The following is a 21,946-nucleotide window of genomic DNA, read 5'->3' as shown; positions in this document are numbered from 1 at the left end:
TAAATGATATGTAAGCGTTAACAAATGGGGAGGGGCATACATGAGTACGACGGTCATTGTATCTGGTGCAAGAACACCATTTGGAAAACTAGGCGGTGCTCTCAGTGGTTTGACTGCCGCAGAACTAGGCGGTATAGCGATCAAGGCTGCACTGGAAAGAGTTTCGGGTTCTCATGAAATAGATGAGGTCATTATGGGAAGTGTTTTACAAGGAGGGCAAGGGCAGATTCCTTCAAGGCAAGCAGCAAGATATGCTGATCTTCCTTGGTCTGTTCCAACACAAACCATCAATAAAGTCTGTGCATCGGGCATGCGCAGTGTGAGCACGGCAGATCAAATCATTCGAGCCGGTGATGCTGAGGTCATCGCGGCGGGCGGTATGGAATCCATGTCTCACGCTCCTTATCTGCTAAAAAAAGCGCGATGGGGCTACAAAATGGGAGATGGTGCAGTACAAGATGCGATGATTTTAGATGGCTTAACCTGTTCGTTTACAGGCGTTCATATGGGTGAGTATGGAAGTATGGCTGCAAAGGAGCTTGGCATCACGCGGGAAGAGCAGGATCTGTGGGCACTCAGAAGTCATGAACGGGCCATCGAAGCGCAAAAAAGTGGCTTTTTTCAATATGAAATCACCCCCGTCACCGTCAAAACAAAAACGGGAGAAAGGCTTATCACAGAAGATGAATCTCCGCGGCGTGATACCTCATATGAACGGCTGTCAAAGCTCATGCCTGTTTTTGATCAGAAGGGTACCATCACCGCTGGAAATGCACCAGGTGTCAATGATGGTGCAAGTGCACTTCTTCTAATGAAAGACACGTATGCTGCACGGCATGGTGTAAAGCCAATGGCAGTCATTCTCGGTCATACTCAGGTTGCTGTAGAGGCGAAGGATTTCCCGAAAACACCAGCCCTTGCCATCGAGAAGCTTTTAAAGAAAACAGGAAAGCGCCTAGAGGATATCGAATTGTTTGAAATCAATGAGGCCTTCTCAGCTGTGGCTCTGGCATGTGAAAAAACGACCGGGATCGACCGGCGGAAAATGAATATCAACGGAGGGGCTGTCGCACTCGGTCATCCGATTGGGGCAAGCGGAACACGTATCATATTGACATTGATACATGCATTAAGACAAAGAGGCGGTGGCATTGGCATTGCGGCGATTTGCAGTGGAGGCGGTCAAGGAGATGCGTTCATGATAAAGGTAGATGAAAAGGGGGGCGTTTTTTGATGAGCATAGAAGAGACCGTTCTGGTCGTTGGAGCCGGTCAAATGGGATCAGGCATTGCCCAAGTGTTTGCACAGTCAGGCTATACAGTCCTGCTCCATGATGCATCAGAAAAGCAGATTCATCGAGCGATTTCCTCCATGACCAAACAACTGACAAAGCAGGCAGAAAAAGGAAAGCTGGCACATCAGGCCGTCCGAGATATCACGCAGCGGCTTGCCGTATCCACAGATTTAAAAGACGTCCAGCAGGCTCATTTAGTGATTGAAGCTGCTTCTGAACAAATGAGTGTGAAAAAACAAATCTTTGAAACACTTGATCAATTTGCAGAGGCGGAGGCCATATTTGCGACAAACACGTCTTCCTTGTCGATCACAGAATTAGCAGCTGTGACGAGCAGACCGGAGAAAGTGATTGGCATGCATTTTATGAATCCCGTCCCTGTCATGAAACTCGTTGAAGTCATTCGCGCGCTGCAAACGAGTGATGACACATATCAATTTGTTTATGAAACAGCGAAGACATTAAACAAAACCCCAATTGAAGTGGAAGACTTCCCAGGGTTCGTCTCAAATCGCATATTGATGCCAATGATCAATGAAGCCATTTACACCCTATATGAAGGCGTGGCAGATGCAGAAAGCATTGATGGCGTGATGACACTTGGGATGAATCATCCAATGGGGCCGCTTCGTCTAGCTGATTTCATTGGACTGGATACATGTTTATTTATTATGAATACCCTTCACGAAGGACTTGGAGACAGCAAATATCGACCTTGTCCTCTTTTAAAAAAATACGTGAATGCAGGCTGGCTGGGCAAAAAGACAAAGAGAGGTTTTTACACATACCACGACCACTCATAGGGGGAGTCAAGATGGATGTTTTGCTTACGGATAAACAGCGTCTCTGGAGAGAACAGACAGCAGAATTTGCACGCCAGCGTATATTCCCTGAAGTAGAAGCCATGGAACAAGGCCGGTTTCCAAAAACCCTTTTAAGTGAAATGGGAAGGCAAGGCTATCTAGGGATTCCAATACCAGCTTCGTATCAAGGCTTAGGAGCAGATTTTACAACGTATATCATCGCAATCCATGAATTATCGAAAGTGAGTGCGACCATCGGTGTCATTGTGTCCGTTCATACATCTGTTGTGACGATGCCTATTTTGACTTTTGGAACGAAGGAACAAAAAGAATCCTATGTCCCGCTGCTTGCATCAGGAGAGAAGCTAGGCGCCTTTTGTCTGACTGAACCAAAGGCTGGATCAGATGCCTCCAGTATTCAATTAAGAGCAGAGCGGATGGGCGGCGATTATGTATTAAATGGAACGAAAATCTTTATCACAAGCGGCGGAGAAGCAGAGCTATATCTTGTCTTTGCGGTGACCGATCCGGCTTCTGCGAGAAAAAATATATCGGCGTTCATTGTCGAGAAAGATACGCCGGGATTTACGATTGGAAAAGATGAGAAAAAGATGGGACTGCACGGTTCAAAAACAGTCACGCTTCATTTTGATGGCGTGCGGATTCCAAAAGATCAGCTGCTTGGTGCAGAAGGAGAAGGCTTTCAAATTGCCATGTCTAGCTTAAATGCAGGGAGAATCGGAATTGCGGCTCAAAGCCTTGGCATTGGAGAAGCTGCTTTAACCGAGGCAGTCAGCTATTTAAAGCGACATCCAGCAGGTCTTGAAACGACCATTCGACTGGGCGATTTGGCGGCGAAGCTTGAGGCGGCCAAACTGCTCGTCTATCAAGCTGCTTCTTTCAAAGAGGCCAATCGTCCCGTCACAAAGGAAGCATCAATGGCAAAGCTATTTGCGTCAAAAACGGCGGTGGAGATCAGTACAGAAGTGATCCATTTGCTAGGCATGGATGGTTATACGAATCGCTATCAAGCAGAACGTTACTTTCGTGATGCAAAAATTTGTGAAATCTATGAAGGAACAAGTGAAATTCAAAGGCTGGTCATCTGTAAACAGCTAATATGAAACGAGGTGGCTCACGATGCAGTTCCAATTAAGTGACGAACATGAAATGATTCAAAAAATGGTGAGAGACTTTGCGAAAAATGAAGTGGAGCCAACAGCAGCAGAGCGAGACGAAACAGAGACATATGATCCATCTATTTTTCGCAAAATGGCGGAACTCGGTTTAACGGGTATCCCTTGGCCGGAAGACGTGGGCGGAATCGGCAGTGACTATTTAGCCTACGTTATAGCAGTTGAGGAGCTTTCAAGAGTATGCGCCTCTACAGGCGTCACCCTGTCTGCCCATACCTCTCTTGCTTCATGGCCAATCTATACATTTGGAACAGATGAACAAAAAGAGACCTATTTAAAGCCGCTTGCAGAAGGGCAGAAGATAGGAGCATATGCGCTCACAGAGAGTGGTTCAGGCTCAGATGCTGGCGGAATGAAGACAACGGCTGTCAAGGCAGGCAGTGAATATGTTCTGAACGGGGCGAAAATCTTTATTACAAATGGAGGCATTGCAGATTATTATATTGTGTTTGCCGTAACAGACCAAGGAGCTTCATCTCGAAATACAACTGCTTTTATTGTAGAAAAAGAGACACCTGGTTTTTCCGTTGGCAAAAAGGAAAGCAAACTGGGCATACGCTCATCGCCAACAACTGAAATTCGATTTGAAGATTGCCGAATCCATGAAAGGAACCGGCTCGGTCAAGAAGGAGAAGGATTCAAAATAGCCATGATGACGCTCGATGGCGGCAGAAACGGCATTGCTGCACAGGCAGTTGGGATTGCTCAAGGCGCTCTTGATGCGGCGGTTGATTATGCCAAGGAGCGTAAACAATTTGGCAAACTGATTATTCAGCAGCAAGGGATCGCCTTTAAGCTGGCTGATATGGCCACCGCGATTGAAGCATCAAGGCTGCTTACTTACCAGGCGGCATGGCTCGAAACGAAAGGCCTCCCGTATGGAAAGGAATCAGCCATGTCCAAGCTCTTTGCCGGTGATACAGCGATGAAGGTGACAACAGAAGCGGTTCAAATCTTCGGCGGGTACGGCTACACAAAGGATTACCCAGTCGAACGATACATGCGTGATGCGAAAATCACTCAAATATATGAAGGAACACAGGAAATCCAGCGTCTGGTCATCTCAAGGAAACTGCTAGATATGTAGAAACGAAGCAAAGACCACCTGAATGTGAGGTGGTCTGTTTTGGTGGGTCATGCAGTTAGTATGTAATGTAATTTCCAATCATAATCCATAAGCATGTGGTATTATGTTAAAAATAGGAATAATATGGGGGTGTGATATTGAACTCAACATTTATGGGCATTACAGCAATCGTCACAATGGTTATCTGGATTATGGTTTCCGCAGAGCTTACAAAGTCTACAAAAAAGAAGGAAGAAAAAAACAACAGCCGCAGAAAACTAATCGTACTCATGTCAGCGGGAATGTTATTCACGATTTTTCTCGTTCTCTCATCCATTCAGAATATCCAGTTTTAAAATAGACGTGATCAACTGAAAGACAAAAAGTATGCCGTATACAAGAACCGGTCCATTTTCATACAGATGATGGACCTCTTGGCGCTACTCGTGATAAAAATCAAAAATTAACAACAATAAAGGTGGCATAAACTCCCCTAATTTGTTTATAATGAGAGGTATGGTTTGTCGTAAGAATAAGGTATAAATACTTATTATTTCACTGATAAATGGATACATACATGTAATAGAAAGGGAGTGTCTGACCTTGAGTTTGAAAGAATACTCACAGGAACAGCTCAAACAAATGTCTTTAGTTGAACTTGCTTATGAAATTTTCAGAGACAGCAAAACACCAATTACGTTTTCCGAGTTAATAGATGAAATCGTCCGTTTGCAAGGAATACAAAAATCCGATCTAGATGATCGACTTGCTCAATTTTATACAGACTTAAATATAGATGGCCGCTTTATTTCGTTAGGTGATCAGAGATGGGGACTTCGCAGCTGGTATCCAGTTGATCAAATCGAAGAAGAAGTTCAGCCAGCTGTGAAAACAAAAGCGAAAAAGAAAAAAACAAAAGCAGCTGTCGTTGAAGACGACTTCGATGAAATCGAAGAGGAAGAAGAAATCGACGAGCTTGAAGAAGACCTTGATCTTGTTGAAGACGACGATGATCTCGACCTAGACGATGATGAAGAAATCGATGAAGATCTTGAAGACTTCGACGAAGATGATGATGAAGATGATGACGGCTTAACGGAGATTGATGAAGACGATTTAGACGATGAAGAGGAAGAGAAATAACCCTCTCAAACCGGTCCTCAAAACAGGACAAAACCGTCTTGACTTTCCTGAGCGAACTATGTAGTATGTATTTTGGGCTCTCTAAAAAAGAGTACGTAAAGATACGTTCATTTACGCTCCCTTTCATTTATTTGAAAGGGAGCTTTCTTATTTTTCAAGAGATTTAGGGATACACTCTAAAAAGGATGAAGCTGTGCATGCGTAGACATGCAAGGGTAAAAAAGAGAGGAGCATACGAAATGACAAAGTATATTTTTGTAACAGGAGGAGTTGTTTCCTCACTTGGAAAAGGAATCACGGCTGCTTCGTTAGGCCGCCTTCTGAAAAATAGAGGGATGGATGTCACCATTCAAAAATTCGATCCATACATCAACGTAGACCCAGGGACAATGAGTCCATACCAGCACGGTGAGGTTTTTGTCACAGATGATGGTGCTGAAACAGACCTTGACTTAGGTCACTACGAGCGTTTCATTGATATTAACTTAAATAAGTACAGCAACGTCACAACTGGTAAAATCTACTCTACTGTTCTGAAGAAAGAGCGCCGCGGTGACTACTTAGGTGGAACAGTACAGGTCATTCCCCACATTACAAATGAAATCAAAGACCGCGTGTACCGTGCCGGAAAAGAAACGGGTGCAGATGTGGTTATTACAGAAATCGGCGGAACAGTAGGAGATATCGAATCCCTTCCATTCCTTGAAGCCATTCGTCAAATGAAGAGTGACATCGGCCGCGAAAACGTGATGTACATTCATTGTACCCTCGTTCCTTACATCCGTGCAGCGGGTGAATTGAAAACAAAACCAACACAGCATAGTGTAAAAGAACTTCGCAGTCTTGGTATTCAGCCAAATGTCATCGTGGTCAGAACGGAAATGCCATTGGCACAAGATATGAAGGACAAAATTGCACTGTTTTGTGATATTGATACAAAAGCTGTTATCGAATGTCAGGATGCAGACACGCTTTACTCTATTCCGCTTGATTTACAAAAACAAGGGCTGGACAAGCTAGTATGTGAACATATGAAACTTGACTGCCAAGATGCGGACATGACAGAGTGGACAGCACTTGTTGATAAAGTGCAAAACCTTTCAAAACAAGTCACAATTGGTCTTGTAGGGAAATATGTTGAGCTGCAAGATGCTTATATTTCTGTCGTTGAATCACTTCGTCATGCTGGTTATGCGTTTGATGCAGATGTTCAAATTAAATGGATCAATGCAGAAGAAGTGACAGCAGAGAATATCGCTGATTTCGTACAAGATGTTGACGGCATCATTGTTCCTGGAGGCTTCGGAGACCGCGGAGTAGAAGGGAAAATCATTGCTACACAATTTGCCCGTGAAAACAAAGTGCCATTCTTCGGAATCTGCTTAGGAATGCAAGTGGCATCTATCGAATACGCAAGAAACGTATTAGGCCTTGAAGGAGCTCATTCAGCGGAAATTGATCCTGAAACAGCATTCCCAATCATTGACCTTCTTCCAGAACAGAAGGATGTAGATGATCTAGGCGGAACACTTCGTCTCGGTCTATATCCTTGTAAATTAAATGAAGACTCAAAAGCATTTGCTGCATACAATGACGAAGTGGTCTACGAACGCCACCGTCATCGTTACGAATTTAATAACGAATACAGACAGCAAATGGAAGCAGCAGGCTTCGTCTTCTCTGGTACAAGCCCAGACGGACGTCTTGTTGAAATTATCGAGCTCAAGGATCACCCTTGGTTCCTTGCTTCTCAGTTCCACCCAGAATTCGTTTCAAGACCGACAAGACCACAGCCATTATTTAGAGATTTCGTTGGTGCTTCACTACAAGCATCTGAATCAAAATAAAACAAAAAACTGCCGAGAATATCACTTCTCGGCAGTTTTTTTATTCATATTCCTCCACGATCTCCTTCACAGTAAACGATAGGGCGTGGTAGACGTATAAGCAGGTCATTAAAGCAGGAAAACCAAACCTTGTCCCATCTTCAGCGGGCACAAGCGGTTTCTTGAGCTGGAAATCAATGTGGACATCACAATGCTCTTCAATCGTGGACGGCTCCTTTTGTGCCGGCCCTACACCAACAACGGGCGTACCTTGTTCGTGCAATTCTTTAACAAGAGATTGAATTTCCTGATCTTCTGGGTCTGAATAAAATAGCAGCACCCTGTCACTTGGTTGAAGTAAGCTGCGCTCCTTTTGATCGAGCGGCAGCACTTTCGCACCGGGAAACGGCTCATTGCTTTCAGATGCCTCTAGGGCGACAGCAGCCAGTTCATTCTTTCCGTGAAAATAAACGGCATGTCCACTGACAACAGCCTGTGCAAGAAGGCGTGCACCGTCCTCAATCGCTTCAGTCTGCTTTTCTCCAATACGTGAAAAAATACCTGATAACTGGGTCGTAAAAATTTTTAACAAGACTCATTTCCTCCTTCGGTCAGATCATTTTATAATAGAATATAAAGAGAATATTAGGAAAAATGCTCAGAAAATGTCGTAAAGTAAACTATTATAATTAAAGGAAATGTGAAAATCAAACAGAATTATTTAACAACAGCTCTTTTTATGGCGAAAAATGAAAGCAATGGGGTGTAACAGATGAATGAGAAAATTTTAATTGTCGATGATCAGTACGGTATTAGAATATTATTGAATGAAGTGTTTCATAAAGAAGGCTATCAAACCTTCCAAGCTGCCAATGGACTACAGGCATTAGATATTGTGAAAAACCATAGACCGAACCTTGTCCTGCTTGATATGAAAATCCCCGGGATGGATGGTATCGAAATTTTAAAACGGATGAAATTAATTGATGAAGATATCCGTGTCATCATTATGACAGCCTATGGCGAATTAGATATGATCCAAGAATCCAAAGAACTAGGTGCATTGACGCACTTCGCTAAGCCGTTTGATATTGATGAAATCCGAGATGCTGTCAAAGAATACTTGCCGCTTGAAACAAATGGCTAGATGGAAATGATTGAATCGAGTCATTCTGTTGCCGATTTGTCGAATAATTGGTATCCTATAAAGGAAGAAGAAAGCGATCTGACTTTGAAAGTTTACATATGGCGAGAAATTCTGGTCATGCTAGGGTGGAGAGCTTTTTTTAGCAAGCAAATTAGCTACATAGGGAGGATTTTTCATCATGCCTTTAGTTTCAATGACAGAAATGTTGAAAGACGCAAAGGAAAAAGGTTACGCTGTTGGACAGTTTAACTTAAATAACTTAGAATTCACGCAAGCGATTTTACAAGCTGCTGAAGAAGAGAAATCTCCTGTTATCTTAGGAGTATCTGAAGGAGCAGGACGCTACATGGGCGGCTTCAAAACAGTTGTCGCAATGGTTAAAGCGTTAATCGAAGAATATAATGTAACAGTTCCTGTTGCGATTCATTTAGATCACGGTTCAAGCTTTGAATCATGTGCAAAAGCGATTCATGCAGGATTTACTTCTGTCATGATCGATGCTTCTCACCACCCATTTGATGAGAATGTGGAAACAACTGCGAAAGTTGTTGAACTTGCACATTTCCATGGTGTGTCTGTTGAAGCTGAACTTGGAACTGTTGGTGGGCAAGAAGATGACGTCATCGCTGAGGGCGTTATTTATGCTGATCCAAAAGAGTGCCAAGAGCTTGTAGAACGCACTGGTATTGACTGCCTTGCACCTGCATTAGGTTCAGTACATGGTCCATACAAAGGTGAACCAAACCTTGGTTTCGCTGAAATGGAAGAAATCGGTAAAACAACTGGTCTTCCACTTGTTCTTCACGGCGGAACAGGTATCCCAACTGCTGACATCAAGCGTGCAATTTCACTTGGTACAGCAAAAATCAATGTAAACACTGAAAACCAAATTGCTTCTGCGAAAGCAGTACGCGAAACACTTGCTGCAAAAACAGAAGAGTATGATCCACGTAAATATCTTGGACCAGCTCGTGACGCAATTAAAGCGACTGTTATCGGCAAAATGCGCGAATTTGGTTCTTCTAACCAAGCATAATTTGATGAGAACCGAAAGCCGCCTGAGTCACAGGCGGTTTTCTCCATATCTCGAGAAAGCGCAATCAAATTTACATTTCAGACAATTTATTGATAGGAGAGTGGCACAGTTATGTTATTTTTCGTAGATACAGCGAATATTGAAGACATCAAAGAGGCGCACGAGCTTGGCATTTTAGCAGGCGTCACAACAAACCCTAGTTTAGTAGCGAAAGAAAAGAACGTATCATTCCACGACCGCCTTCGCGAAATCACTGACGTGGTATCAGGCTCTGTCAGTGCAGAAGTGATTTCCCTAAAAGCAGAGGAAATGATTGAAGAAGGAAAAGAGCTTGCTGCTATCGCACCAAATATCACGGTCAAAATTCCAATGACTACAGATGGCCTTAAAGCTGTTAAAGCATTAACGGACCTTGGAATTAAAACAAACGTCACATTGATTTTTAGTGCAAACCAGGCACTTCTTGCAGCTAGAGCTGGTGCGACGTATGTTTCTCCATTCCTTGGCCGCCTAGATGATATTGGCCAAAATGGTCTTGATCTCATCAGCGAAGTGAAAACTATTTTTGATGTTCATGGATTAGATACACAAATCATTGCTGCATCCATTCGTCACCCGCAGCATGTGACAGAAGCTGCGCTTAGAGGTGCTCATATCGGCACAATGCCGCTGAAAGTCATCAAGCAGCTGACGAAACACCCATTAACGGATGCAGGCATTGAGCAATTTTTAGCAGACTGGAATAAATAAATGATTGTGGCAGGCGGGGTCGTCTCTCGTTTGCCGCAGTTTTCCTTATAAACGCTAAGAAATGTTTTGTGCAAAGAAGAGAACATCACAGCCTCGCAAAGCTTCGATTATTTTTCTTCCGACAAATTTCGTTTAACCTGTATTCTTTCTCTTGATATTGGCTAAATTTTGGACAAGACCTTTTAAAGCGCGACATCCACAAACAGTATAACTCCAACAGTGATCTTCTTTAAGAAGGGAGACAAATATGGAAAAGTTAAACATTGCCGGCGGTGATCCCTTGCGCGGGACCGTACATATTAGTGGTGCGAAAAATAGTGCTGTGGCACTGATTCCTGCCACGATTCTCGCTGATTCTCCAGTAACCATTGAAGGCCTTCCGCATATATCAGATATCGACACATTGCGAGATCTGTTAGAAGAAATTGGCGGAAAGGTCACTTTTGAAAAAGGTGAAATGGTTGTTAATCCTGTTTCCATGATCAGTATGCCGCTTCCTAATGGAAAAGTGAAGAAACTGCGTGCATCCTATTATTTAATGGGAGCCATGCTGGGAAGATTCAAGCAGGCTGTCATCGGACTGCCAGGAGGATGTCACTTAGGACCTAGACCGATTGATCAGCATATCAAAGGCTTTGAAGCACTCGGAGCCGAGGTGACAAACGAGCAGGGTGCGATTTATTTGCGCGCTGAAAAATTAGTCGGAGCCCGGATTTATCTTGATGTTGTCAGTGTAGGTGCGACAATCAACATCATGCTGGCAGCCGTACTGGCTGAAGGAAAAACCGTGATTGAAAATGCTGCAAAGGAACCCGAAATTATTGATGTAGCGACACTGCTTGCAAGCATGGGTGCCAAAATCAAAGGTGCGGGGACCGATGTCATTCGAATCGAAGGTGTAGAATCCCTTCATGGCTGTAAGCATTCAATCATCCCTGACCGCATCGAAGCAGGAACATTTTTAATAGCTGGTGCAGCGATGGGAGATGAAGTTGTACTTGATAATGTGATCCCAACTCATTTAGAATCAATTACGGCGAAACTTAGAGAAATGGGGTTCACCATTGAAACGAGCAACGATCAGATGCTGATCGTTGGCAGAAACGAAGGACTCAAGCCTGTCGATATCAAAACCCTTGTGTATCCGGGCTTTCCGACTGACCTTCAACAGCCGATGACGGCGCTGTTAACAAAAGCGAAAGGCACGAGTGTGGTCACAGATACGATCTACTCAGCTCGCTTTAAGCACATTGACGAATTGCGCCGAATGGGTGCAAACATGAAGGTCGAAGGAAGATCCGCTATTATTACCGGACAAACGCAGCTTCAAGGAGCAAAGGTCAAAGCAAGTGATCTGCGTGCAGGAGCTTGTCTTGTTGTCGCAGGGCTAATGGCAGACGGTGTGACCGAAATCACAGGGCTTGAACATATAGACAGAGGATATAGTTTGCTTGAGAAGAAGCTTGAAGGCTTGGGTGCAACCATCTGGCGTGAAAAGCTGAATGACCAAGAAATAGAAGAACTTCAAAATTCATAAGGCTTTGACTGTGAGAGGAGATTTGGACAAAAATGGAAAGAAGTTTATCGATGGAACTAGTACGGGTGACAGAAGCAGCTGCATTAAAATCTGCCCGTTGGATGGGAAGAGGATTAAAAGACGAAGCGGATGATGCTGCAACAAGTGCAATGCGTGATGTATTTGACACCATTCCGATGAAGGGAACAGTGGTGATTGGCGAAGGGGAAATGGACGAAGCACCAATGCTTTATATTGGGGAAAAGCTTGGGAACGGATATGGACCTCGCGTGGATGTCGCTGTTGATCCATTAGAAGGAACAAACATTGTGGCAAGCGGCGGCTGGAATGCCTTAGCTGTCATTGCAGTTGCAGATCATGGCAACCTGCTGAATGCACCTGATATGTACATGGATAAGATCGCAGTAGGTCCAGAAGCGGTAGGCTGCATCGATATTGAAGCGCCTGTCATTGATAATCTTCGCGCTGTTGCAAAAGCGAAAAACAAAGATATTGAAGATGTGGTTGCAACGATTTTAAACAGAGATCGACATGAAAAAATTATTGCTGAACTGAGAGAAGCAGGAGCAAGAATTAAACTGATCGATGATGGTGACGTTGCAGGAGCCATTAATACAGCATTTGATCACACAGGTGTTGATATTCTATTTGGTTCAGGCGGAGCGCCTGAGGGTGTCCTTTCTGCTGTTGCATTAAAGGCACTTGGTGGTGAAATTCATGGTAAGCTTCTTCCTCAAAGTGAAGAAGAATTAAGACGCTGTGAGAAAATGGGGCTGGATGTTGGTAAAGTCCTCAGAATGGAAGATCTCGTAAAAGGAGATGACGCCATTTTTGCAGCGACAGGTGTAACAGACGGGGAATTACTTAAAGGTGTTCAATTCAAAGGCTCTGTTGGAACAACGCATAGTGTTGTCATGCGTGCGAAATCGGGTACAGTTCGTTTCGTAGACGGCAGACACAGCTTAAAGAAAAAACCGAATCTTGTCATTCGTCCGTAATCTGAAAGCGGGTATTCATTACCCGCTTTTCATATAGGTGTCAAATGTATATCATTTTCTTTTTAAAGTTGAATATTCTCTGCAAATGAGGTAAAACTAAAGAGTGCTGCGAAATTTTCTGCGAATTTACTTCTTTTAAGCTTCAACAAGTTTAAATACTGCCGCATCATGACGATATACTCATTATCCTTCTCTATGTTAAAAAAGCTCTATTTCACATTGTTCCTATCTTTCACGATAAAACGAGTGGGAGCGTTACCATCAGAGCGAGGTCATTCCAACAACAACGGAATTAAAAAGCTAATCAAATACAATGGTCATGCATTTGTAAAGAAATACATTGACTAGAAAAGTGTGGTGTCCATATTGAAAGATGTTTCGATTTCATCTTTGGAAAATATGAAATTAAAAGAGCTGTATGAGTTAGCAAAACGATACAAAATCTCTTATTACAGCAAACTAACAAAAAAAGAATTAATTTTTGCCATCTTAAAGGCGAATGCTGAGCAAGAGGATCTCTTATTTATGGAAGGGGTTCTTGAAATTATTCAATCTGAGGGATTTGGTTTCTTAAGACCGATTAACTATTCCCCAAGCTCAGAAGACATTTATATTTCTGCTTCACAAATCAGACGCTTTGATTTACGAAATGGAGATAAAGTGTCTGGAAAGGTACGACCTCCAAAAGAGAATGAACGCTACTATGGCCTCCTTCATGTAGAAGCGGTAAATGGGGACGACCCAGAATCAGCAAAGGAACGTGTTCACTTTCCTGCACTCACACCGCTATTTCCTGACCGCCAAATGATTCTTGAAACACAGCCTAATCACCTGTCTACTAGAATTATGGACATGATGGCGCCAGTTGGATTTGGTCAGCGTGGTTTAATCGTTGCACCGCCTAAGGCTGGGAAAACCATTTTGCTTAAAGAAATTGCCAACAGCATTTCTGAAAATCACCCAGAGGCAGAGCTGATTGTCCTTTTAATTGACGAGCGTCCAGAGGAAGTAACAGATATCGAACGTTCTGTTGCAGGGGATGTTGTTAGTTCAACCTTTGACGAAGTACCGGAAAACCACATTAAAGTAGCAGAGCTTGTCTTAGAGCGTGCGATGCGTCTTGTTGAACATAAAAAAGATGTCATCATCTTAATGGACAGCATCACAAGGCTTGCTCGTGCATACAATCTTGTGATTCCGCCAAGCGGCCGAACGCTTTCAGGTGGTATTGATCCTGCGGCTTTCCATCGTCCAAAACGCTTCTTTGGTGCTGCGCGTAACATTGAAGAAGGCGGAAGCTTGACGATTTTAGCCACTGCACTTGTTGATACAGGATCACGTATGGATGACGTGATTTATGAAGAGTTTAAAGGAACTGGAAACATGGAGCTTCATTTGGACCGTTCTTTGGCCGAAAGAAGAATTTTCCCTGCGATCGACATTCGCCGTTCTGGTACGAGAAAAGAAGAACTGCTTGTGCCAAAAGAGCATCTTGATCGTCTATGGGCGATGAGAAAATCGATGTCAGATACACCTGACTTCGCTGAGAAGTTCATGCGTAAAATGAGAAAAACAAAGACAAACCAAGAGTTTTTCGATATTTTAACGCAAGAATGGAAACAAGCGAATATGTCTGCATCAAGAAGATAGCTTCTTAAAAAATACATTTGCAATCATAGACTTACACTGTTATAATTTTATCATGTGCGTTTCAGAATTTATTTCTGAGATATTAACTCTGTTTCCGAATTGGATTCAGGGCGGAAGGAGATGACAGTAGATGAAAACAGGAATTCATCCTAACTACAAAAAAGCTACAGTCAAATGCGCTTGTGGAAATGAGTTTGAAACTGGATCAGTAAAAGAAGAGGTACGCATCGAGATTTGCTCTGAGTGCCATCCTTTCTATACAGGCCGTCAAAAATTCGCTTCTGCTGATGGACGTGTTGACCGCTTTAACAAAAAATACGGTCTTAAGTAATAATAGATACAATAAACAGGCAGGAATCCGTTCTTGCCTGTTTTTTTACGTGGATTGATGGAACTTTAAAACGGGGGAGAAGACCTTATGTATGTGATGAAACAAAGCGGTTGGCTTGAAGTCATCTGCGGTAGTATGTTTTCTGGAAAGTCGGAAGAATTGATTCGGAGAGCCAAAAGGGCCACCTTTGCCAAACAAGAAGTAAAAATATTCAAACCATCGATTGATAACCGATATAGTACAAGCTCAGTTGTGTCACATAACGGTTCATCATTAGATGGGATTGCAGTAGCCTCACCAAAAGACATAATAACGCACATATCAGAAAGAACCGATGTCATTGGCATTGATGAGGTGCAATTTTTTGATGAGACAATCATTGACATTGTCACTCAATTGGCTGACCAAGGCTACCGAGTCATTGTTGCAGGCCTGGATCAAGACTTCAGAGGAGAGCCATTTGGTGTTGTTCCGCATTTAATGGCATGTGCAGAGCTTGTAACAAAACTTCAAGCAGTTTGTTCGGTATGCGGCTCCCCAGCGAGTAGAACACAACGCTTGATCGACGGTAAACCCGCATCCTATGATGATCCTATTATTTTAGTAGGTGCGCAGGAATCATACGAAGCACGATGCAGACATCACCATGAAGTACCAAGACTTGATGTTGGTACAACACTTGACAAATAAAAAAATAGCAAATGCCGCTGTGTTTCGTTTTTCGAGATTTTGGCTGAACACCCATCATTTGTACTTAAATAAATTAAATAACACTACGATTAAATTATCTAATTTTCAACGCTTGCGTTTTGTTATAAGCAGGCATAAAATGACTAACTGTAGTGTAAAGCATTTAAACGAAAAGTTCGATTTCTTGTCATAATTTTTTTGATTAAGGATTTTTCTCCTTAATCGTTCTTTGGATTAATAGTTCACTTTATTTATATTTTAGAAAGAGGGTAGTTTTTGATGAACAACGTGAAGAAAACAAAAGAAGGGTACCTCGAAACCACTTTGACAGGTAAAGATGTATTATCGATTCCAACGTTGAACAAAGGCGTTGCTTTCTCTGAAGAAGAAAGACAAGAGCTTGGACTAGAAGGCTTACTTCCTCCAACGGTTCTCACTTTAGAACAGCAAGCAGAAAGAGCGTACAAGCAATTTCTAGCTCAGCCGGATCGTCTTCGTCAAAACGTATACTTAAGTGATTTACAAAACCGTAACGAAGTATTGTTCTACAAGCTTTTAACAGAAAAGCTTCGTGAAATGCTTCCTGTTGTCTACACACCAACTGTTGGTGAAGCGATTCAAGAATACAGCCATGAATACAGAAGACCTCATGGTGTCTATCTTTCAATCGACGACATTGACGGCATCGAGAAAGCATTTGAAAACTTGCACGCAACTGCTGGAGATATTGACCTCATCGTTGCAACTGACTCTGAGAGTATTCTTGGAATTGGTGACTGGGGTGTTGGTGGTATCAACATCGCAATCGGTAAATTAGCTGTTTACACGGCTGCAGCAGGTATTGATCCTAGCCGCGTGATTCCAGTTGTATTAGATGTTGGAACAAACAATGAAAAATTATTGAATGATCCATTATACATCGGGAACCATCACAAACGTGTACAAGGTGAAAAATACGAAGAATTCATTGATGCTTATGTAAAAGCAGCACTTAAATTCTTCCCGAAAGCATTGCTACACTGGGAAGACCTTGGAAACAAAAATGCGCGTAACATCATGAAAAAATACAATGATAACATCTTAACGTTCAACGATGATATTCAAGGTACTGGTGCCATTACTTTAGCGGGTGTTCTTGCAGCTGTCAAGAAAACTGGTACTCAATTGAAAGATCACCGTGTTGTCATCTTCGGAGCTGGATCAGCTGGTATCGGAATCGCAGATCAAATGCGTGACACAATGGTTCTTGAAGGTCTAACAGAAGAAGAAGCAAACAATGCATTCTGGACTTTAGACTACAGAGGATTGCTAACAGACCAATTTGAAGATGAAGTGCTTGATTTCCAAAAACCATACCTTCGTTCTTCTGATGAAGTAGAAGGCTGGGCACGAGATGAAAAAGGACAAATCTCATTTGCTGAAACGGTTCGCCAAGCGAAGCCAACAATTCTTATTGGTACTTCAGGTCAAGGCGGCGCATTCACTGAAGAAATCATTAAAGAAATGGCAGCTCATACAGAGCGTCCAGTGATCATGCCAATGTCTAACCCAACACCGCTTGCTGAAGCAGTGCCAGAAGATCTATTTAAATGGACTGACGGCCGTGCACTTGTTGCAACAGGAAGCCCGTTCGAAAATGTTGAGTATAACGGAATCGAACATGAAATCGGACAATCAAACAATGCGTTCGTTTTCCCTGGACTTGGTCTTGGTTCAATCGTAACAGAATCAAAAATCATCACAAAAGGCATGTTCGTTGCTTCTGCGAATGCAATTGCTGAAATGGTTGATCATGAGAAACCAGGTGCTGGTCTTCTTCCAAGTATTGATAAATTGCAAGAAGTGTCAATTCATGTGGCTGTTGAAGTAGCGAAAGCAGCAATTGAAGATGGTGTCGCAAGAAAAACGCCGGATAACATCGAACAAGCTGTGAAAGACGCAATGTGGATTCCTGAATATAAAAAAATTGTAAGAGCATAATAAAATGTGTAACGCGGCATTGCTTCGGGTAATCTAAGCAATGCCGCAATAAATAAGAAACATGTAAAGGATTTAAGGAGGAATAGTAAGATGGACTTTTTAAATATTTTGATCCTCCTAGCACCGATTTTTTTCGTTATCGCGCTGGGTTGGTTCGCAGGACACTTCGGCAGCTATGACGCTAAATCTGCAAAAGGTGTAAGTACACTTGTAACAAAGTATGCTTTACCAGCGCACTTTATCGCCAGTATTCTGTCAACACCAAAAGATAAATTCTATAGTCAAATTCCATTTTTCGTTGCATTGATTTTCGGAATCGTTGGTTTTTATATCATTATCCTTTTAGTTACGAAATTTGCTTTTAAATATGATTTAACAGACTCATCTGTTTTCTCATTAAACTCAGCACAACCGACCTTTGCATTTATGGGGATTCCGGTCTTGGGCAGTTTATTTGGGGCTCAAGAAGTTGCAATTCCGATTGCGATTACCGGAATAGTTGTAAATGCAATGCTTGATCCAATTGCAATTATTGTATCAACTGTCGGTGAAAAAACAAAAGGGAAAACCAAAGACGGCGAAAGCTTCCTGAAAATGACGACAAAAGCAATTTTGCACGGTTTATCAGAGCCGCTTGCACTTGCACCGTTAGCCAGTATCATTCTTGTTCTTTTAGGATTTAAACTTCCTGCAATTGGACACGAAATGTTAGAGGAAATTGGCAGCGTTACATCAGGGGTTGCGCTATTCGCAGTCGGTGTCACTGTTGGTATCCGCAAAATTAAATTAAGCTTGCCAGCCTTCAGTATTGCATTGCTAAAAGTAGCTGTACAACCAATACTTATGTATCTTATTGCGGTTCTTATGGGTCTTTCGGCTGATGAAATTACAAAAGCTGTATTACTTGTAGCCTTCCCAGGTTCAGCTGTTGCAGCAATGATCGCAACACGATTTGAAAAACAAGAGGCGGAAACTGCATCCGCATTTGTCATCAGTGCCATCATGTCACTTATCACATTACCGATCATTATTGCTCTTACCGTATAATATATCCGTATAATATAGTAGAAAGGCTGCCTATTGAGGCAGCCTTTCTTAGCGAAATGAATGAAACAGAGGGAATAGTACACGCTTTTTTTTGAGGTCAGGGGGTGCGATTTCCTTTTTTTCTTCTGCTTGTGACGGTTGTTTCAAGGTTGCGGCGAGGCGGTCAAATTTTGTGGATAAATCTTCAATTTCTCTGCGGTGCTGAAGCAGCTGATACGATACACCTTCATCTGCTTTTTTAGCCAATTTCCGTTCAAGTTCTTGCAGGCGGTCTTCTACATCGGTGACGTGTAATTGCTGCTGAATGAGCGCTTTCACTTGTTTTTCTAATGCTTCAATCCGCTGTATAGAGACATCAGCTTCGACAGCAGGTGCTGATTGACGAACGGTTTCCTTATGGATTGGCAGTTGAATGTCTTGGAGGATCACACCTTCACTCATCTGGTGTTTGACCTCTTTGAGCAGCTGTACAATATCTTCATGAAATTCATAATGTCCAAGTTCATTCCGGGCGACAGGGATGTTGAGTTGTTTGACCCAACGCTGAATCGTCTTTGAAGAAACACCAATTTCCTTTGCAACCTCATTTGTATTCAAACCAAATGCCCTCCCTTTTTTCAATTACAAGTACCATTCTCTTTAAGGAGGACCTGTTCCTTCACGTTAGACAAAACAAGTAACCAATCGCCAAAGATCGTGTTTTCTAGCGAAAAATTGCAGAAAATCAATTGTTTTGGAAATTTTTTTGACTGTCATACCCCGCTATACTATAATTAGACTGTTACGCACAAAACAGAGGTGAAGACCATGTTAGACCGTTTAAAATCAATTGAAGAACGTTATGAAAAACTAAATGAATATTTAAGTGACCCTGAAGTGGTGAACGACACTACGAAGCTTCGTGAATATTCGAAAGAACAATCCGATATTCAAGAAACTGTTGAGGTATATAGACAATATCGTGCGGCATACGACCAGCTGAATGATGCGAAAGCAATGCTCGAAGAGAAGCTGGATGCTGAGATGCGCGACATGGTCAAAGAAGAAATTTCAGAGCTCACTGAGGAAACGGAACGTTTAGAAGACGAGCTGAAAATCTTGCTGATCCCGAAAGATCCGAATGACAATAAAAACGTTATTGTGGAGGTTCGTGGTGCAGCGGGTGGAGAAGAAGCTGCTCTTTTTGCAGGAAACCTTTACCGCATGTACAGCCGTTATGCTGAAATGCAAGGCTGGAAAACAGAAGTCATGGAAGCAAGTGTCACTGGCACAGGCGGTTATAAAGAAATCATCTTTATGATCAGTGGGAAAGGCGCATACTCCAAACTAAAGTTTGAGAATGGCGCACACCGCGTGCAGCGTGTTCCAGAAACGGAATCAGGCGGACGGATTCATACATCAACTGCGACAGTCGCTGTATTACCTGAGGCTGAGGAAGTTGAAATTGATATCCATGAAAAAGACATCCGTGTCGATACTTTTACATCTAGCGGACCTGGCGGACAAAGTGTCAATACAACCATGTCTGCTGTTCGATTAACTCACCTTCCAACAGGTGTTGTTGTATCCTGTCAGGATGAGAAATCACAAATTAAAAACAAAGAAAAAGCCATGAAAGTACTGCGTGCGAGAATTTATGATAAATTCCAGCGTGAAGCACAGGCTGAATACGATCAAACACGTAAATCTGCGGTTGGAACAGGGGATCGTTCAGAGCGTATCCGTACGTACAACTTCCCGCAAAACCGTGTAACAGACCACCGCATCGGATTGACGATTCAAAAGCTTGATCAAATTTTAGAAGGAAAACTTGACGAGGTCATTGATGCACTAATTATGGAAGACCAAGCAAGAAAGCTTCAAGATGCAAAATAAAGAGCGAACAATCTTCGAAGCCCTTAAATGGGCTTCTTCTTTGTTAACGGAAGCTGGCAGAGACCAAAATGCAGCAGAACTCCTGTTGATGCATGTGCTCGGCTGGAGCAGAAGTGAGCTTCTTGCACGATTTCATGATGCGCTGCCTGAGGAGCAAGATCAACTGTTCAGCAAATTTGTGACGCAGCATAAGGCAGGTGTTCCTGTTCAGCATTTAACGGGTGTTGAATTCTTTTACGGACGTCCTTTCGAGGTGAATAAGCATGTTCTTATTCCTCGTCCTGAAACGGAAGAAGTTGTGTTGGCGGCGCTCAATTTGGTAGGTGACGTTTTCCCGCCCGATCAGCCGCTCAAAGCAGTTGACGTTGGCACAGGAAGCGGCGCCATTGCGATTACGCTCGCTCTTGAAAAAAAATCACTATCTGTCACAGCGACTGATATCTCACAAGAAGCACTTGCGGTAGCAAAGCGGAATCAACAAGCGCTCGGTGCAGACGTTCATTTTTTACATGGAGATTTACTTGAACCGGTTATAGCTCAAGGTATTAAAGTAGATGTATTTATTTCCAATCCACCTTATATTGCGGCGGAAGAAATGGACAGTCTGTCTGAGGTTGTGACGAAGCATGAGCCGGTGAATGCGCTGACGGACGGACGTGATGGCTTGTGGTTTTATAAACGTCTTGTTCGTGATCTTCACAGCGTGCTGAGTGAACAGGCAGTTGTTGTCTTTGAAATTGGACATACGCAAGGTCAAGATGTCACAGCGCTTCTCGTGCAGGCTTTTCCTAAAGCGCATGTCTACACCGTCAAAGATATTAATGGAAAAGATCGAGCTGTTTGCGCACACATTCAAAACGGAAAGTCCGGCTGAATATAGCCGGACTATTTTATTATGTAAAGATGAAACTTATGGTAAAAGAGAAACGTATATATAGAAGAATGAACATTCTGATCATGATTTTTTACATAAATTTGTTTTGAAGGAGCGAATGGTGTGAACAAAAGGTATGCGATGGTGTTGGTCATCGTCAGTGTACTATTGATTGTGAGTGCTTGTGGTAAACCGAGCTTTAAAAAAGAGGCAGCAGCATTTGGAGAAAGCTATAAAAAAGCACAATACACAGTGAATCGAACGGATGACCTATCTGATATGAAAGAGAAGCTGAAGGTTTATTTAACCGAACATGAATATCAAGAATATACACAAGACAGCATGTTCCCGAGCATATTAGAAGCGGCGAAGGATCAAGATTGTCAAATTAAGCTGAAGAAAATTATGTTTACGCCTTCAGATGAAAGCGATGACAGAATTGAATTTAACTATGAAATGGTGATCCAATTTATCGATCAAAAAGGAAAAGTCAAAAAAGAAATCGAGAAAAAAGGGGCCATGACTGTTATTAAAACAGAATCTGGTTTAAAAATCAGCCGAGATTGGGATGGGAGACTGTACCCTTCTGACTACCAATCCTCACTCAAAAGTCGTTCTTAAAGAGAACGGCTTTTTTGTTTTGACTCATAATCTATTAAAAAAATCATATTGACTGTTTATGAAATGAGTTTCCTGGACACAA

22 protein-coding genes are annotated in these 21,946 nt (G+C 42.6%); 20 read left to right on the top strand and 2 right to left on the bottom strand.

Features of this window, described 5'->3' with window-relative positions; all coding sequences use genetic code 11:
* The first annotated feature begins 40 nt into the window (after positions 1–40).
* The 7 genes from AC20OE_RS02870 (at position 41) to pyrG (ending at position 7,349) form a co-directional block, all read left to right on the top strand.
* The gene (locus AC20OE_RS02870) at positions 41–1,234 is read left to right on the top strand and encodes an acetyl-CoA C-acetyltransferase (RefSeq protein ID WP_099663763.1); all 1,194 of its coding nucleotides are present in this window, start codon (positions 41–43) and stop codon (positions 1,232–1,234) included.
* Positions 1,234–2,097 (top strand): 3-hydroxybutyryl-CoA dehydrogenase, encoded by an 864-nt coding sequence (locus tag AC20OE_RS02865; protein WP_099663764.1) that lies wholly within the window; start codon positions 1,234–1,236, stop codon positions 2,095–2,097. Before AC20OE_RS02870 ends, AC20OE_RS02865 begins: the two co-directional genes overlap by 1 nt.
* An 11-nt stretch (positions 2,098–2,108) precedes the next feature.
* On the top strand, positions 2,109–3,221 hold the full coding sequence (locus AC20OE_RS02860; RefSeq protein ID WP_099663765.1) for an acyl-CoA dehydrogenase family protein: 1,113 nt from the start codon (positions 2,109–2,111) through the stop codon (positions 3,219–3,221).
* 16 nt (positions 3,222–3,237) lie between these two features.
* The gene (locus AC20OE_RS02855; protein ID WP_099663766.1) at positions 3,238–4,380 is read left to right on the top strand and encodes an acyl-CoA dehydrogenase; all 1,143 of its coding nucleotides are present in this window, start codon (positions 3,238–3,240) and stop codon (positions 4,378–4,380) included.
* A gap of 137 nt (positions 4,381–4,517) precedes the next feature.
* Complete coding sequence (locus AC20OE_RS02850; RefSeq protein ID WP_082700883.1) at positions 4,518–4,715, top strand: hypothetical protein; 198 nt, start codon at positions 4,518–4,520, stop codon at positions 4,713–4,715.
* 247 nt (positions 4,716–4,962) lie between these two features.
* Positions 4,963–5,502 (top strand): DNA-directed RNA polymerase subunit delta, encoded by a 540-nt coding sequence (gene rpoE / locus AC20OE_RS02845; protein ID WP_058838549.1) that lies wholly within the window; start codon positions 4,963–4,965, stop codon positions 5,500–5,502.
* Between the two features lie 239 nt (positions 5,503–5,741).
* Positions 5,742–7,349: a glutamine hydrolyzing CTP synthase gene (gene pyrG / locus AC20OE_RS02840; RefSeq protein WP_039182151.1), complete on the top strand. Its 1,608-nt coding sequence runs from the start codon at positions 5,742–5,744 to the stop codon at positions 7,347–7,349.
* A gap of 40 nt (positions 7,350–7,389) precedes the next feature.
* On the opposite strand, the gene AC20OE_RS02835 is transcribed toward pyrG, so the two are convergent.
* Positions 7,390–7,920 carry a DUF2529 domain-containing protein gene (locus AC20OE_RS02835; protein ID WP_064498794.1) on the bottom strand — a complete coding sequence of 177 codons (531 nt, stop codon included), beginning with the start codon at positions 7,918–7,920 and terminating at the stop codon, positions 7,390–7,392.
* Positions 7,921–8,100: 180 nt separating this feature from the next.
* Between AC20OE_RS02835 and AC20OE_RS02830 the strand changes: the two genes are divergently transcribed.
* From AC20OE_RS02830 to AC20OE_RS02785, 10 genes are all read left to right on the top strand, one after another.
* On the top strand, positions 8,101–8,475 hold the full coding sequence (locus AC20OE_RS02830) for a response regulator (protein ID WP_003214681.1): 375 nt from the start codon (positions 8,101–8,103) through the stop codon (positions 8,473–8,475).
* 178 nt (positions 8,476–8,653) lie between these two features.
* The gene (locus AC20OE_RS02825) at positions 8,654–9,511 is read left to right on the top strand and encodes a class II fructose-bisphosphate aldolase (protein ID WP_024423748.1); all 858 of its coding nucleotides are present in this window, start codon (positions 8,654–8,656) and stop codon (positions 9,509–9,511) included.
* A gap of 111 nt (positions 9,512–9,622) precedes the next feature.
* Positions 9,623–10,261 (top strand): fructose-6-phosphate aldolase, encoded by a 639-nt coding sequence (gene fsa, locus AC20OE_RS02820; RefSeq protein WP_039182147.1) that lies wholly within the window; start codon positions 9,623–9,625, stop codon positions 10,259–10,261.
* Between the two features lie 247 nt (positions 10,262–10,508).
* On the top strand, positions 10,509–11,798 hold the full coding sequence (gene murA / locus AC20OE_RS02815) for a UDP-N-acetylglucosamine 1-carboxyvinyltransferase (protein WP_024423746.1): 1,290 nt from the start codon (positions 10,509–10,511) through the stop codon (positions 11,796–11,798).
* Between the two features lie 32 nt (positions 11,799–11,830).
* Positions 11,831–12,796, top strand: a complete 966-nt coding sequence (gene glpX / locus AC20OE_RS02810) for a class II fructose-bisphosphatase (RefSeq protein ID WP_012011567.1) — start codon at positions 11,831–11,833, stop codon at positions 12,794–12,796.
* Between the two features lie 366 nt (positions 12,797–13,162).
* Positions 13,163–14,446, top strand: a complete 1,284-nt coding sequence (rho, locus tag AC20OE_RS02805) for a transcription termination factor Rho (protein WP_008354975.1) — start codon at positions 13,163–13,165, stop codon at positions 14,444–14,446.
* 130 nt (positions 14,447–14,576) lie between these two features.
* Positions 14,577–14,777, top strand: coding sequence for a 50S ribosomal protein L31 (rpmE, locus tag AC20OE_RS02800; protein ID WP_003215407.1), 201 nt, complete (start codon positions 14,577–14,579; stop codon positions 14,775–14,777).
* A gap of 87 nt (positions 14,778–14,864) precedes the next feature.
* On the top strand, positions 14,865–15,467 hold the full coding sequence (locus AC20OE_RS02795; RefSeq protein ID WP_024426350.1) for a thymidine kinase: 603 nt from the start codon (positions 14,865–14,867) through the stop codon (positions 15,465–15,467).
* Positions 15,468–15,746: 279 nt separating this feature from the next.
* The gene (gene malS, locus AC20OE_RS02790; protein WP_039182140.1) at positions 15,747–17,447 is read left to right on the top strand and encodes an oxaloacetate-decarboxylating malate dehydrogenase; all 1,701 of its coding nucleotides are present in this window, start codon (positions 15,747–15,749) and stop codon (positions 17,445–17,447) included.
* Positions 17,448–17,537: 90 nt separating this feature from the next.
* Positions 17,538–18,494, top strand: coding sequence for an AEC family transporter (locus tag AC20OE_RS02785; protein ID WP_039182138.1), 957 nt, complete (start codon positions 17,538–17,540; stop codon positions 18,492–18,494).
* Between the two features lie 48 nt (positions 18,495–18,542).
* On the opposite strand, the gene racA is transcribed toward AC20OE_RS02785, so the two are convergent.
* Positions 18,543–19,091 (bottom strand): chromosome-anchoring protein RacA, encoded by a 549-nt coding sequence (gene racA, locus AC20OE_RS02780; RefSeq protein ID WP_058838550.1) that lies wholly within the window; start codon positions 19,089–19,091, stop codon positions 18,543–18,545.
* 210 nt (positions 19,092–19,301) lie between these two features.
* Between racA and prfA the strand changes: the two genes are divergently transcribed.
* The 3 genes from prfA (at position 19,302) to AC20OE_RS02765 (ending at position 21,864) form a co-directional block, all read left to right on the top strand.
* Positions 19,302–20,369 carry a peptide chain release factor 1 gene (prfA, locus tag AC20OE_RS02775; RefSeq protein ID WP_039182133.1) on the top strand — a complete coding sequence of 356 codons (1,068 nt, stop codon included), beginning with the start codon at positions 19,302–19,304 and terminating at the stop codon, positions 20,367–20,369.
* Positions 20,359–21,243: a peptide chain release factor N(5)-glutamine methyltransferase gene (gene prmC, locus AC20OE_RS02770; protein WP_228280092.1), complete on the top strand. Its 885-nt coding sequence runs from the start codon at positions 20,359–20,361 to the stop codon at positions 21,241–21,243. The genes prfA and prmC overlap by 11 nt, the downstream gene beginning before the upstream one ends.
* A gap of 141 nt (positions 21,244–21,384) precedes the next feature.
* Complete coding sequence (locus tag AC20OE_RS02765; protein WP_024423739.1) at positions 21,385–21,864, top strand: hypothetical protein; 480 nt, start codon at positions 21,385–21,387, stop codon at positions 21,862–21,864.
* The last annotated feature ends 82 nt before the right edge of the window (positions 21,865–21,946 follow it).

The organism is Bacillus sp. SRI_025 (assembly GCF_057592095.1).
This window is presented reverse-complemented; position numbering and strand designations above follow the sequence as displayed.